Annotated in this window: 12 protein-coding genes; 10 read left to right on the forward strand and 2 right to left on the reverse strand. The window is 47.8% G+C overall.

From position 1 onward, the window contains the following. Positions 1-11 precede the first annotated feature (11 nt). Complete coding sequence (gene glnE / locus Q4Q46_RS14735; RefSeq protein ID WP_311906340.1) at positions 12-2,867, reverse strand: bifunctional [glutamate--ammonia ligase]-adenylyl-L-tyrosine phosphorylase/[glutamate--ammonia-ligase] adenylyltransferase; 2,856 nt, start codon at positions 2,865-2,867, stop codon at positions 12-14. 238 nt (positions 2,868-3,105) lie between these two features. Between glnE and Q4Q46_RS14740 the strand changes: the two genes are divergently transcribed. From Q4Q46_RS14740 to Q4Q46_RS14775, 8 genes are all read left to right on the forward strand, one after another. Then, on the forward strand, positions 3,106-4,080 hold the full coding sequence (locus tag Q4Q46_RS14740) for a hypothetical protein (RefSeq protein ID WP_311906341.1): 975 nt from the start codon (positions 3,106-3,108) through the stop codon (positions 4,078-4,080). A 13-nt stretch (positions 4,081-4,093) separates the two neighbouring features. After that, a complete protein-coding gene (locus Q4Q46_RS14745) occupies positions 4,094-4,993 on the forward strand; it encodes a DUF350 domain-containing protein (RefSeq protein ID WP_006085958.1) in 900 nt (299 codons plus the stop codon). A gap of 4 nt (positions 4,994-4,997) precedes the next feature. Further along, positions 4,998-6,722, forward strand: a complete 1,725-nt coding sequence (locus tag Q4Q46_RS14750) for a polyamine aminopropyltransferase (protein ID WP_311906342.1) — start codon at positions 4,998-5,000, stop codon at positions 6,720-6,722. Positions 6,723-6,800: 78 nt separating this feature from the next. Next, positions 6,801-7,214: a YjfI family protein gene (locus Q4Q46_RS14755; protein ID WP_006082925.1), complete on the forward strand. Its 414-nt coding sequence runs from the start codon at positions 6,801-6,803 to the stop codon at positions 7,212-7,214. 11 nt (positions 7,215-7,225) lie between these two features. Next, entirely contained in the window at positions 7,226-7,915 is a 690-nt protein-coding gene (locus Q4Q46_RS14760) for a PspA/IM30 family protein (protein WP_311906343.1), read from the forward strand. Between the two features lie 162 nt (positions 7,916-8,077). Continuing rightward, complete coding sequence (locus Q4Q46_RS14765; RefSeq protein ID WP_006082927.1) at positions 8,078-8,731, forward strand: DUF4178 domain-containing protein; 654 nt, start codon at positions 8,078-8,080, stop codon at positions 8,729-8,731. Between the two features lie 101 nt (positions 8,732-8,832). Continuing rightward, positions 8,833-9,162, forward strand: coding sequence for a hypothetical protein (locus tag Q4Q46_RS14770; RefSeq protein ID WP_006082928.1), 330 nt, complete (start codon positions 8,833-8,835; stop codon positions 9,160-9,162). A 155-nt stretch (positions 9,163-9,317) separates the two neighbouring features. Next, positions 9,318-10,142, forward strand: coding sequence for an ion transporter (locus Q4Q46_RS14775; RefSeq protein ID WP_311906344.1), 825 nt, complete (start codon positions 9,318-9,320; stop codon positions 10,140-10,142). 124 nt (positions 10,143-10,266) lie between these two features. On the opposite strand, the gene Q4Q46_RS14780 is transcribed toward Q4Q46_RS14775, so the two are convergent. Continuing rightward, on the reverse strand, positions 10,267-11,763 hold the full coding sequence (locus tag Q4Q46_RS14780; RefSeq protein ID WP_311906374.1) for a CYTH domain-containing protein: 1,497 nt from the start codon (positions 11,761-11,763) through the stop codon (positions 10,267-10,269). Positions 11,764-11,994: 231 nt separating this feature from the next. Here Q4Q46_RS14780 and Q4Q46_RS14785 point away from each other — a divergent pair, with 231 nt between their 5' ends. After that, positions 11,995-12,675, forward strand: coding sequence for a TIGR00153 family protein (locus Q4Q46_RS14785; protein ID WP_105251552.1), 681 nt, complete (start codon positions 11,995-11,997; stop codon positions 12,673-12,675). Positions 12,676-12,700: 25 nt separating this feature from the next. After that, a complete protein-coding gene (locus tag Q4Q46_RS14790; protein ID WP_220592105.1) occupies positions 12,701-13,990 on the forward strand; it encodes an inorganic phosphate transporter in 1,290 nt (429 codons plus the stop codon).

Here is a 13,990-nt window from a genome sequence, read left to right on the forward strand (position 1 = left end):
AGATGACTGTACTATTCCAGCACAGCGCGGTAGATATTGAGCACTCGCTCGGCATGTTCCTCAACCTCTAACACAGGTAACTGCCCCGCCTTTTGTTGCAGAGTCAGTCGATGATTTTCATCCCTGAGTAAGCAATAGGTTTGAGTTAAATGCTGGGCACTCATCATAGGTAAGAGTTCAAGCTCAGCCAACACCCCAAAAATCCGCACATTGTCAGACCAAATCGTCAGCTCAGGATACTCATGGGCATTAGCCAGCACTAAGTACTGGGCGATAAACTCGATATCTGCAATACCGCCGGGACTCTGTTTTAGATCAAACATGCCATCGCTGACTTTGAGCAAGTGATCGCGCATCTTCTGACGCATCTCACGTACTGCTTTTTGCAGCTCAGTTTTATCCCGTGGTTTTTCCAATACCGAGGCGCGAATTCGGCTAAATTTGACCGCTAAACTATTGTCGCCGAAAACAAAACGCGAGCGCACTAAGGCTTGATGTTCCCACGTCCACGCCTCATTAGCTTGGTATTCGCCAAAGCGTTCAATCTCACTGACCATCAAACCCGAGGCGCCGGAAGGACGCAAACGCATATCCACTTCGTACAACTCACCCGAAGTCGTGCGAGTCGAGAATAAATGCAAAATACGCTGGGCAAGTTTGAGGTAAAAATGGCCAACTTCAATCGGCCGATCCCCATTAGTCAGGCCGTTTTCTGTTTTATTTTCACACAGGAAGACTAAGTCGAGATCTGAGCCGTAACCCAATTCTATCCCACCGAGCTTGCCATAGCCGACAACGGCAAAGCCGGTGTCATTGCCCTCAAGGTGAGCGGGCACACCGTGGCGCACTGAAACCTGTTGCCACGCCTGCATCACCACTTGTTCTATGATGGCTTCGGCTAAAAAGGTTAAGTGATCGCTCACTTGCATCACAGGTAAAACCCCAGTGACATCGGCGGCGGCGATTTTAAGTTGTTGTGACAGCTTAAATTGTCGCAGCGCTTCCATCTGCTGCTCCATATCATCCTCGGGCACCCGCAACATGTACTGACGCAGCTCGCTAGGATAATCATCGATGGAGGTTGTGTCATAAAGCTGCGACGGATCGATAAGCTCATCGAGCAGCATGGGAAACTTAGCCAACTGCGCGGCAATCCAAGGGCTGGCACAGCACAGGCTCACTAACTGTTGCCGTGCGCCAGGGTTTTCACATAAAAGCTCAAGGTAGGTGGTGCGAGTTAAAATCTGCTCAAGCACCTTAGACACGGGCTCAAAGGCAGCCGATGGACTCTGTTGATTAATCAACTCTTCCAATAATCTTGGCATTAATTTATCTAAGGTTTCCCGCCCGCGTGGACCAATGGAACGCTTAGTGACAGTCTCACGCCAACTGCTGAGCATAGGGCACAGCTTGTCATCGTCGATTTGCTGTTCGGCCAATAGCGCGACGGCATCATCAATATCTTGCACATGCCACAGCTGCGTTGTCCAATGCTCGGCCTTTTCTTCGCCTTCTTCACCACCCACTGTGGCTTTAAAGTGACGATGGATTTTGCTCATTGCCGCTTCAATATGAGTCCGTAAATCAACCTCGTTTGCCATATCGAGCACATGGCACAATCGCGCCCAATCCAGCGGATTATTCGGCAAGGTTTGGGTTTGTTTATCGTCTATGGCTTGCAGTAAATTCTCCACTCGGCGCAGCAATAAATAGCTGTGTTTAAGCTCATCGACCGCCAAATATTCAAACTGCCCTAAGCTGTAGAGCGTATCGATAGCACCGAATAAACTCTGCTGGCGCAGTGCAGGCTCGCGGCCGCCACGAATTAATTGGAAACTCTGCACCACGAACTCGACCTCACGAATACCGCCCGCACCGAGTTTAATATTGTCGGTCAAATGACGACGTCGCACTTCTTGGGCGATGAGTTGCTTCATTTTTCGCAGGGATTCAATCGCTGAAAAGTCGATATAGCGGCGATACACAAAGGGTCTGAGCAGGCTGTGTAATTCATCGGAGAAATGGCTCCAAGGTCCGAGCGCACGCGCCTTGACCATGGCATAGCGTTCCCAATCTCGGCCCTGTTCTTGGTAATAATCCTCAAGGCCACTAAAACTCACCACCAGCGGGCCACTTTCTCCGTAGGGGCGCAAACGCATATCCACGCGGAACACGAAACCATCGACGGTAACTTGGTCGAGCAAGTTCACTAGCCTTTGTCCCATGCGGATAAAAAATTGTTGATTGTCTAAACTGCGACGACCACCGACGGTTTCACCATGCTCAGGGAAAGTGAAAATCAAGTCGATATCGGAGGAGAAATTGAGCTCGCGGCCGCCTAACTTGCCCATGCCTAAAATCAGCAATGGCTGTGCATTGCCTTCTTTGTCCATCGGCGTGCCGTATTGGGCGCACATATCTTTATAGAGCCAATCGCGGGCGCAAATCACTAACGCTTCGGCAAGCGCCGACAGATCGAGCAGGGATGCTTCTAAACTGGCGTAGTCTAAAAAGTCACGCCAAGCTAAGCGCACCATTTGGTAGTTACGAAACCGTCGCAGGCTGGCTTTTGCCATCTCTTCAGTTGTGGCGCTGCTCAGCACTTCGTGTAACTCAAGATCAAAGTTTTTACGCTCAATCAAGCTTAACTCGCCGGCAAACAGCCTGTTAATCCACTCGGGATGTCGGCATAACTGGGCCGCCACGTAATCACTGAGCCCTAGAACCGTTTTGAGTTCTTGCTGCTGGGCAGGTATTAATTGCGCGAGTCCTTCGGACCATACTTCCTCTAACCGCAGCCAGTTGTGCTCAGCGGTTTGATTAACGAGAATAGACAATGACTTATTACTGTCTTTTTGCATGGTCATAATAATCCCTAACAAATTTAGCTATCGACATATTATGTCGTAAATGATATAGATTGACGCCACATCATGTTATGTTCGACGAGACTTGCAGCTACCTGATGTAGCACACAAATAAAGGTATCCCCTTTTATCTGTGGCATTTAAGGGTACTATAACCTGCGCGGCAGGCATATTGGGCAAGCAGATTATTATTGCCTGCAAGTATTTGAGTTTTATTTCATTACCATTTGGAGAAAACATGGCAGGAATGCTAACCCGTGTTCTCACATCGATACTGTTTTTAACCGTTACGCTATCGCTGACGGGTTGTGGCGATGACAGACCGGATAAAATCGCGAAGTATCAACAACTCACGCAGCAACGCCTCGCTACGCTCACGACGATGATCGATGACGGCCAGTTGCGTAATGCTAACCTATTAAAACAATACACCACACTGTTAAAGCAGCAGAAACCCGATTTAGCGCCTCTGCTTGATGAATTAGCAAAGGATTCTGGCACCCAAGGCCCCATGTATACCTCGCTGAAACGTCGTTTAGATGAATCGAAAGTGGCGAGTAACTTTGCCGATCTCGATCAACAGCTGGCCGAAGCGGAAAATCTTTATCAAGCCGCTGATCCCAGTCTGTTTAACGATATGTTGTCAGATCCTGTCAACGTGGTCGCCGATATGTCCGACGGCAAACTGGCCCGCGTGAATGCGATTAGCCGTGAGGCCGCAACATTAGCCAATGGCGGTGAAGATTTTGGTCCAGGTAGTCAGCTCGTTGGTAATCCGTCTTACGGTAACTGGCAAACCGACTCGAGCGGCACTTCGTTTTGGGCTTGGTATGGCATGTATTCAATGTTTTCGAATGTCTTCAATCGCCCAGTTTCCTACGATCGTTGGTCGGGTAACCGAGGTTATAGCTATTACAATGACGTAGGTCGTTATCGCTATACCTCACCCAAACAAGCGGATGCGCAAAATAAGACCTTCGAACAAACGAAAAAACGTTTCGATTCCCAAGGTAAGCGCTTCGACAGCCCTTATGCCAAACCACGTACCGGTGGCACGGCGTTATCCCGTGAAAGTACCAGCGCACCTAAGGCTAGCAACACCACAAGCGCAAGTAAGAGTTCGAATAGTAAGTTCCGCTCTAACTATGCAAAAGACAGCAGTTTCCGTAATTCCAGTAATCGCACGACCCGCAGTGTGCGCCGGGGCAAGTAACTAAGGATTTCCAATGACACTATTTCAGGATTTCGGTATCACACCAGAGCTAGCCATCATTCTGGCTATCGATCTCACCATAGCCGTAATTTTGCTAACGCTGATGCGTTATTTGCAAGGTTGGAGCGTTAAAGTTAACAGCAGTAAAGAACTGGCGGAGCGTGATAACTTTGCCTTCGGTATCAGTACCGCGGGCGCCGTTGCCGCACTAGGTATAGTGCTCACGGGCGCTATCACTGGTGCTGCCGCACACTCTTATCTGAATGAAGCCATTGGCATGAGCGCCTACGGTTTATTCGGCTTAGTGCTGATTAAACTGGGTCGTTTCCTCCACGATAAGATTGCCTTAAATGAGTTTGATAAGAACGAGCAAATCATCAAAGGCAATGTGTCTGTCGCGATTGTCGATGCCAGTGCTGCCATCGCCACTGCGATTATCATCCGCGCAGTGTTGTTATGGGCAGAAGACTTAACCCTAGATACTTTTATCGCTATCTTCAGTGCCTTTGCAATTTCGCAGTTGATGTTAGTGCTACTGACACGCTGGCGCGAAAACCGTTTTGCAAGCCGCAATCAAGACTCGTCAATGCAGCAAGCCTTAGTACAAGGTCATACAGCATTAGCACTGCGTCATGCGGGTTATATGATAGCCATGGCGCTGAGCTTTAACGCTGCCAGCCACTTTATTATATTCAATCCAACGGCTTATGTGACTAACGTGATCGGCTGGTTAGTGTTCTCAGTCATCATGCTGATCGCGCTTTCCTTATTGCTGTTCGTCGTGAAGAAACTGGTATTAGCCCGTATCGATTTAGCCGATGAAGTAGAAAGACAACACAATATCGGCATCGCCGCCGTTGAAATGGCGATCAGTATCGCTATCGCACTTATCCTCACGGCACTGATGGCCTAATCGAATGCAAGAAACCAGCTTAACCCCCTCGGCGGCTAAACCTAGCCGCCTAGGTTGGTTCGACGATGTGCTCTTATTGGGCATCATGGCCGTATTAGCAGGCTGCGGCCTGATTTACGAATATCTTTTATCCCACTATGCCGGGCGCATTTTAGGCGCATTAGAAGCCGCCATCTACACCATGATTGGCTTGATGATAGTCTCCATGGGGCTAGGTGCCTTCGCCGCACGTAAGATCCGTGATGCCTTTACCGGTTTTGTGATCTTAGAACTCACAGTCGCACTCTGTGGCTCACTCGCCATTTTAATCACAGCGGCGGTGATTGGTTTCGGCCAACAACTGCCCTTAATGATTGCCAACACCTTAGGTTTACCACCAGATCAACTGCCCGAAGGCGGCATGATAGGCTCGCTGCAAAAACTCAGCGAATACTTACCCTATGTGTGGGGCGTGTTACTGGGCCTGATGATAGGTATGGAGATCCCGCTGATTGCTAGGGTGCGCCAATCACTCTCTGACGAGCATTTGCTGCACAATGCGGGGACAATTTACGGCGCCGATTACATAGGCGCAGGCATAGGTGCCGCCATTTGGGTTGGCTTTATGCTTGCCATTGATATCCAACTCGCCGCCGCTTTAACCGCCAGTTTCAACCTGTTGGCGGGTTTTGTGTTTATCTGGCGCTTCTGGCCTAAAATCCGCCGCCCTAAACTACTTTTAACTGGGCATTTTATCGTGACTGGCATTTTACTCGTGTTAGCCATCCACGGCCCACGCTGGGAACAAGAATTTAATAATTTGCTCTATAAAGACAAAGTGGTTTACGCCAAGGCTACACGCTTCCAGCAGTTGACCTTCACCGAGCGACTGCGCGGTAACGGTCTGCCGCCCGTTTATGCGTTATACATCAATGGTCGCTTACAGTTTTCTAGCATAGACGAACACATTTACCATGCGTTTCTCGTGCATCCCACACTTGCAGCCAGTGCCCGCCATAACAAGGTGTTGATCATTGGCGGCGGCGATGGACTCGGTCTTAAGCAAGTGTTGCGCTGGGAGCCTGAGCAAGTGACGCTGCTCGATCTCGATGTCGGCCTAGTGCAATTATTTAAGTCGCCTGATACAGATATGCCCGAGCGTTTGAGCCGCGCTATGTTGACGCTCAACGGCAATGCGCTAAACGATCCCCGTGTCACTGTGATCAACGACGATGCATTTAATGGCGTCGATAAACTGATTGCCACAGGCGTGAAATACGATGCGATTATCGTGGACTTGCCCGATCCGAGCCATCCCGATCTTAATAAGCTGTATTCGGGTTATTTCTACCGTAAATTAAAGGAACTTATGAGCAGTGATGGTGCTCTGACTGTACAGTCAACATCGCCTTACCATGCTCCTAAGGCCTTTATTTCGGTAGCAAAAACCTTGGCATTGGCAGGATTTGACGTCAAACAGTACCACCATAATGTGCCCAGTTTTGGCGAATGGGGCTGGAGTATCGCCACCGCAAGCGGACTCGATGCACAACACAGATTAGCTAAGTTAACTGAGCTGCCCATCAAAGATGACTGGCTCACCTTAGGCTTAGTGGATGGCGCCTTTGAGTTTCCAGCAAATTTTTATCAAGATGCCGCCAAAATAAAACCCAATGAATTGGGTTCGTTGCAGCTGTATCACTACCATTTGCAAGATTGGTCCGAGAATCAGGGACTGAATCTTTTTTAATAGGATGAGATAGTGCTTGACATATTATGTCTCAGTGCTATCTTTGAACACAGACATAATATGTCAATAAGGACAAATATGAATATCCATACCATTGCCAATCACCTCAACAGTCTTGGCAACACCAGCCAAACTGGCTTTCAATTTGATTGTTATCCAATCGATGGTGAAGTCGAAGTGTTGCAAGTGAATGTGGTTGGCCGTGAAGAAATCCCGGTATTTGTATCGGTGACGGACAACCAAGTGCTCTGCATCAGCTACCTGTGGGGCGAGAACGAAGTAAACCAAGATCGTCGCAGTGAAATGTTTGAAACTATGCTAGAGCTCAACATTCCAATGCCTCTGTCATCCTTTGCAAAAATTGATGACAAATACGTAGTTTACGGTGCGCTATCACTACAATCTAGCATGCTCGAAATCGAGCAAGAATTATCAGTTTTATCCGATAACTGTTTAGAAGTTATCGATGAAATGGTCGATTATCTGAAATAAGGAGCCACAAAATGGGCATTCTGAATAAAATTTTAACAGCGTTTCGTGGTGGTGCTACCGAAGTGGGTCAAGGCATCGTTGACGCAAACTCAACCCGTATTTTCGAACAGGAAATCCGCGACGCCGAAAAGCATTTAACCAATGCTAAACGTGAACTGACCGATGTTATGGCGAAAGAAATGCAAGCCAGCCGTGAAATCGACCGCCTGAAACGTTCGATTGCCGAACACGAAGGTTATGCGACTCAAGCGTTGGACAAAGGTAATGAAGCCTTAGCAATTGAAGTCGCTGAAAAAATCGCCCAGCTCGATCAAGAGCTTGCTGAGCAGCAAACTGCCAACGATAGCTTTAGCGCCCATGCAGCACGTTTGAAAGACTTAGTGAAGAAAACCGAGCGTCAACTGTCTGATTATCAGCGTCAGCTGAGCATGGTTAAAACCACTGAAAGCGTGCAAAAAGCCACGGCTACCATTACTGACTCGTTCGCGTCTAGCAACTCTAAGCTACTGAACGCTAAAGATTCACTCGAGCGCATCAAGGCACGTCAGCAACAGTTTGACGACCGTCTGAAAGCGGCAGAAACCTTAGCCGATGAAAACAGTGACAAGTCACTGCAATCTAAGCTAGCCGAAGCCGGTATTGGTGAGCAAAAGTCGAATGCAAATGCTGTGCTAGACCGAATCAAAGCACGTAAAAGCTAAGCAATGATTGACCGAATGCCGAGTCTCAGTGGGATCATCACCCCCTACTGACCTCGGCATTTTTTTGTTTCATCCGCATAAAATAATTGACCACTATTGCCCGTTACGATCCGCAGCCAATCGATTTGAAGCCGCACGCGAGCATAGTCAGCAGGAGTCACTATGGGATTTTTCAATAGTATTTTTGGTAAGAAAGCAGCGCCACAGCGCGAGCTCAATCACCCATCCCAGCTCAATGTGGGCGACATGATCTCAATTGATGACAGTTTTGCCCTGCCGCCACAACTTCGTGGTCAACAATTGAGGGTCGAAGCCGTACATACCTACGAGTCTGAACGTAAACAGCAAACCGAATGGTTACTCAAAGGTCATGGCAGCGACACACTCTTTTTAAGTATCGAAGAAGACGACGAAACCTATCTCGCCTTTTCGATTAAGATTTCCCGCGCCCAAGTGGAACAGTTATTCGATCTTGAGCAGTTCAGCGCCCTGTTCGATGAACCGGGTCATGCAGAGTTAACCACTCAAATATTACCGGCCGACTTAGCGGAACAACTGGAACAATGGCTTGGAAAGCAATATCACCAAGTGACGTTTGCCGCTTTTGGCTATTTCCATCGTCAAGATTATCGCGGTCAAAAACCACCACAAGACGCCAATGGCGCCACGGGTGAGCCCTTCGAGTACTATTTACTGCTCGATGACGACGAAAGCTGCGCCGTCGAAGTGGAAGTCTACGAAGGTGGCGACACAGATGTTGTTTTGACCCTATATCGTCCACTGACGGATATTCGAGATTACTGGCCAGCGAAATAACCCAAAAATAAGATAAAGTGCGTGCTCGCACTTTATCGATAATCCCAATACAATCTCACAGATAAGCGCTAGAAACGGTTGATAGCAATAGGTAATACGCCATGAGTAAAACCAAACACCCTCTCCCCGAGCAATGGTTGAAGAACCAACAGGCCGCAAAAGCAACGCAAGTAGCCTTCGATCTCGATGAAAAATTTCAATACTCAATTCGTAAAGCCGCGTTAGATGCAGGCGTGAGCCCTTCGGATCAAATTCGCACTATTTTGGGCTTGAGCGTATCGAAGCGGCCATCGCGTCCGCGCCTTACTGTGTCACTCAATGCCGATGATTATGTGCAACTGGCAGAAAAATATGGGTTAAGCGCCGATTCGCAGCTAGAAATTAAACGCCGTGTACTCGACGATTTAGTTCACTTTGTGGATGAAACCTAACGCCGCAATCACTTCACGCGCCAGCCCTTTATGTGAATGGCTGGCGTGATTAATCGACAAATAGCCCTTTTATTGACTAAGACAATTTACTCATAGCCTAAAGTCTTTTACTTTAGTTGAGATATTCGCCGCACTTAACAGGGATCATGTTTGGCATGACAGATAAAACCCCATGGTCACTTCGCACCCTTGGCACCCCTTCTCCATTCGAAATGGCGATGATGTTGCTATCCTTGCTGTCGGTGATCATAGTGCTCGTCATGACCTTCGGTCGCCTCGATAGCGAAACCTACCGCTTACTCTTTTTCGTCGATACCAGCATTTGTATGATCTTCATGATCAACTTCTTTATTGGGTTGGTCCGTGCTCGCGATAAGCGTTTTTTCATTCGGCATCATTGGATTGATTTTATTGCCAGTATTCCGGCAATTGAAGCCCTGCGCATGGCGCGGCTGTTCCAAATCCTGCGGGTAATACGCCTGATCCGCATGAGTCGTTCACTGCTGCTTCCGCTGATCAAACAACGTAAACAAGCCACCTTAGCCAGTTTGCTCGTCGCTATGGTGACGATTCTGACCTTAGCCTCAGTGATCATTTTGATCGTCGAAAGCGGCACCGAAGGCGCTAATATCCAAACCGCAGAACAAGCGATTTGGTGGGCGTTAGTCACTATCTCGACTGTCGGTTACGGCGATTATTATCCGGTGACGACAGCAGGCCATATCATAGGCGGTATTGTGATTGTCAGCGGCGTGAGTTTTTTCGGGGTGATCTCAGGTTATATGGCGTCGGTATTTGTCGCGCCCGATGAGACTGAGCGTCAGGAACGCCAAGAGGCCCATAAAGCCGAAATAAAGTCAGAGCTTGAATTAGCCTTAGCGAGAATGGAAGAAAACCAGCAGAAAATGGAACAGAACCAAGCGCAAATGCTCGCAAAAATTGCAGAGCTGAAGCAAGTTATCGAAAACAGAAACAACTGATTTAGCTAATAAAAGAAAGGGCTCAATCCAATATGGATTGAGCCCTTAGCATTATAGGGCCGAGTTAGGAACAGTGCTACGCCAGTAAACGGCTTAGCATCAGTTCAACGTTATAAACATAACCCTACCAATAGCCCTGTTGTTGCATCGCGTTACGACGCGTCGACTCCATGGCAAATAACAAACTCTGCTGTTTATCTTCCAGCCATTCAGTTAAATCGATATCCAACTCTCGGCTCGCATCCTGCACCGCGCGGTAACAGGCTAAGGTTTTAATCCCAAGTACCAGATCTTGCCAAGGTGCGCGAAATGCATCCCGTGATTTCGCCTCATATAAACTGCCATAGGCGTGACCGACTAAGATACTCTCATCAAGCACTGCAGCCACTTGCAGGTAATTTGCAGTAGTCATGACACTATTGAGTGGCATTACCTCCACGATTGCCATCCAAGAGGCTTGCTGGGCGCGGTCGGCATGCTGGCGTAAGCTAGGCTGATTGCTGATATCCACTTCACCGGCACTGACCTTAAGTAAAATCTCGACAATCGCCAGCTGTAATTGACCATATTCAGTTTGCTGCCACAAGGAGAGTAAGCGTTCTGTTAGATGTATTTCACTCAGCTGCGCCATGAGCCTCGCTTTAACTTGGGCATGTTGGCCAAGTTTTGCGAACAAGCCCCTTTGGCTCCCAAGCAAGGCGGTCAATGCCTGTGCCTGCTCGATAAAATCGAGCTGTTTTTCAATCGACATGAATTGACTCGACAGTGTCACATTCAATAATTCGAACTGACTTAAGGTCATCCGCAGTAGACGAATACAGGCGCGCATCCGCCACCACAGTGCCACACAGGCTTCGGGTTCGCTTTCCTCTGCAATCATGCTTTCTAATAATTGCCAACGCTCAAGCGCGGTTTCAAGCAGGATTTGGCAGTTTGCACTTAAATCCTGTGAAGAAGAATCATGTGACTCTGTCAGTGGCAAAAATTCCAATGCGTTTAAATCGAGCGGCTTAGCTTTACCCGCTAATCGATAGCCGCGCTGCGCCTTACTGGCTTTGCCTAAACGCACGGGCACCACACTCGCCACTTGCATTGCCAGTTTAAGTAGCGCTTCAGTATCGCCACTGAGGAGTTCAAACTCTAATTCGCACAGGGCTTCTTGCTGACCATTGGCGGTGATTTCACCTATGTCCAACGCCACTTCAACCACGCTATTATTAATCTGAACATGCCAAGCGCGGCGATAAAAATCGGTATGAAATATACAAGTCAACTGGGCTTGAGTGGCCGCTAAATCGGCATCGGCGGGCCAAATACTGGCTGGGAATAGACTTAAATCTGGGCTATCGGCTTGGATAGTCACATTATATTCGGGCCGCGAATGAATCCCGCCCACGACTTGCCCAGCGGTTTTTATAGTCTGCTCTCTATGTGCATCGTAACCGCGCACCCGCAAACCCATGTCCCACTGACGCAGTTGTAAGTCAGGTGTGTCGAAGTAACCATTCGCCAAACGACGTTTACCTTGAGGTACGGCATTATCGAGACTATCTAACTTATTTATCAGGGATTCTTGATATATCGGCAGGAAAAACAGTTTTAATTCAATCTCAGCGTTCATTGCGTTACCGCTCATTTTGTCATCAAACATTCATTGATGCGTCATCTTTAGTTCATAATGTCACAAATGTGTCATAAAAATCCCGTAGGATTTGGTTTTGCAGTTGGTATATAACCCGTTAGAATAAAGCTGTCGTTTTTTCTGAAAAAACACAGTTTCAATACGCGGACGCATAGGTTAACATGCGCCCGCTTTTTCCAATAATGGAACAATCTAAATAGGTAAACGGCAATGCCAGTAAACTCTATTTTGGGCGTGTTTGCAAAATCGCCAATTAAGCCTCTTCAAGAGCACATGGACAAAGTACACGATTGCGCATCGTTACTCGTCCCCTTTTTCGAAGCCACTATCACAGGTAACTGGGACAGTGCAGTTCAATTACGTAAGCAAATTAGTTTAGCCGAGAAGCAAGCAGATTCACTGAAGCGTGAAATCCGCCTGACTCTGCCAAGCGGTTTGTTTATGCCAGTAGAACGTACAGATTTATTGGAACTTTTAACTCAACAAGACAAGATTGCCAACAAAGCAAAAGATATTTCTGGTCGTGTTATCGGCCGTCAGCTGTTAATCCCTCAGGTCATGCAAGTCCCTTTTATTGCTTATCTACAACGCTGTATCGATGCGGTAGCACTAGCAAAACAAGTCATTAATGAACTCGAAGATCTGTTAGAAACAGGTTTCCGTGGTCGTGAAGTCGACTTAGTGGCAAAAATGATCAACGAACTCGATATCATCGAAGAAGATACTGACGATCTACAAATTCAGTTACGCCGTCAGTTATTCGCCATGGAATCTGAATTGAATCCTGTCGATGTGATGTTCCTCTACAAAACGATTGAATGGGTCGGTGGTCTTGCAGATCTTGCCGAACGCGTCGGTTCACGTCTTGAGCTTATGCTGGCTCGCGTTTAACAAATAAGGTTATCAAGGTATCAATATGGTTGATGCAGGTATTGAGGTGGCTAACGTCTTAGTCACCAATGGCCCGTGGCTTATTGCCGTTGCGGCTGCATTTGGTTTTCTCATGGCATGGGGTATTGGCGCCAATGACGTTGCCAATGCGATGGGAACCTCTGTAGGTTCAAACGCAATTACGATCAAACAAGCGATTATTATCGCGATGATCTTTGAGTTTGCGGGCGCTTATTTAGCCGGTGGCGAAGTCACCAGCACGATCCGTAATGGGATCATTGATTCAAGCTACTTTACAAACACCCCAGAATTGCTGGTTTACGGCATGATAGGTTCGCTTTTAGCGGCAGGTATTTGGCTAGTGGTTGCGTCAGCTTTAGGTTGGCCAGTATCAACAACTCACTCTATCGTCGGTGCCATCATAGGTTTCGCGGCAGTCGGTGTCGGTACTGAATCGGTCGAATGGGGTAAAGTAGGCGGTATCGTAGGTTCTTGGGTGATTACCCCTGCAATCTCAGGCTTTATGGCTTTTATCATATTCCAAAGCGTACAAAAGCTTATTTTCAACACTGACGACCCATTGAGCAATGCTAAGCGTTATGTGCCTTTCTATATGGCATTCGCTGGCTTTATCATGTCGTTAGTGACCATTCTTAAGGGCTTATCCCATGTGGGTATTCACTTAAGTGGCGCAGAAGCTTACCTGTTAGCGGGCGCTATCGCAGTTGTGGTGGGTTTATTTGGTAAAGTGGCCATTTCACGTTTACAAATGAGCGATAAAAACGACCGTCAAACCCAGTTCAAAAACGTTGAAAAAGTGTTTGCGATCTTAATGGTACTGACGGCCTGTTGTATGGCTTTCGCCCATGGCTCAAACGACGTTGCCAACGCGATTGGTCCTTTAGCAGCGGTGGTTTCTGTCGTTAACAGCGGCGGTGAAATTGCATCAAAATCACCATTAGTCTGGTGGATTCTACCTTTAGGTGCCGTAGGTATCGTGATGGGTCTAGCTATTTTTGGCCAGCGCGTGATGCAAACCATAGGTAAAAACATCACTCACCTGACGCCAAGTCGTGGTTTTGCAGCTGAATTAGCGGCGGCTTCGACAGTGGTTATCGCATCGGGCACAGGCTTACCTATCTCTACCACTCAAACCTTAGTCGGTGCGGTATTAGGTGTGGGTATGGCCCGTGGTATCGCAGCGATTAACATTGGTGTGGTGCGTAATATCGTCGTATCTTGGGTTGTGACCCTACCTGCAGGCGCAGGCCTATCAATCATCTTCTTCTTTATGATTAAAGGTATCTTTAATTAA

The sequence above is a fragment of the Shewanella vaxholmensis genome (genome assembly GCF_031932135.1).
In the GTDB taxonomy this organism is placed as follows: Bacteria; Pseudomonadota; Gammaproteobacteria; order Enterobacterales; family Shewanellaceae; genus Shewanella; species Shewanella hafniensis.

Bases quoted from the DNA above. Each gene is read 5' to 3' on its own strand.
- Q4Q46_RS14745 (WP_006085958.1), top strand. From the start codon at position 4,094: ATGACACTATTTCAGGATTTCGGTATCACACCAGAGCTAGCCATCATT.
- Q4Q46_RS14780 (WP_311906374.1), bottom strand. From the start codon at position 11,763: ATGAACGCTGAGATTGAATTAAAACTGTTTTTCCTGCCGATATATCAA.
- Q4Q46_RS14770 (WP_006082928.1), top strand. From the start codon at position 8,833: ATGAGTAAAACCAAACACCCTCTCCCCGAGCAATGGTTGAAGAACCAA.
- Q4Q46_RS14760 (WP_311906343.1), top strand. From the start codon at position 7,226: ATGGGCATTCTGAATAAAATTTTAACAGCGTTTCGTGGTGGTGCTACC.
- Q4Q46_RS14750 (WP_311906342.1), top strand. From the start codon at position 4,998: ATGCAAGAAACCAGCTTAACCCCCTCGGCGGCTAAACCTAGCCGCCTA.
- glnE (WP_311906340.1), bottom strand. From the start codon at position 2,867: ATGACCATGCAAAAAGACAGTAATAAGTCATTGTCTATTCTCGTTAAT.
- Q4Q46_RS14790 (WP_220592105.1), top strand. From the start codon at position 12,701: ATGGTTGATGCAGGTATTGAGGTGGCTAACGTCTTAGTCACCAATGGC.
- Q4Q46_RS14740 (WP_311906341.1), top strand. From the start codon at position 3,106: ATGGCAGGAATGCTAACCCGTGTTCTCACATCGATACTGTTTTTAACC.
- Q4Q46_RS14765 (WP_006082927.1), top strand. From the start codon at position 8,078: ATGGGATTTTTCAATAGTATTTTTGGTAAGAAAGCAGCGCCACAGCGC.
- Q4Q46_RS14755 (WP_006082925.1), top strand. From the start codon at position 6,801: ATGAATATCCATACCATTGCCAATCACCTCAACAGTCTTGGCAACACC.
- Q4Q46_RS14785 (WP_105251552.1), top strand. From the start codon at position 11,995: ATGCCAGTAAACTCTATTTTGGGCGTGTTTGCAAAATCGCCAATTAAG.
- Q4Q46_RS14775 (WP_311906344.1), top strand. From the start codon at position 9,318: ATGACAGATAAAACCCCATGGTCACTTCGCACCCTTGGCACCCCTTCT.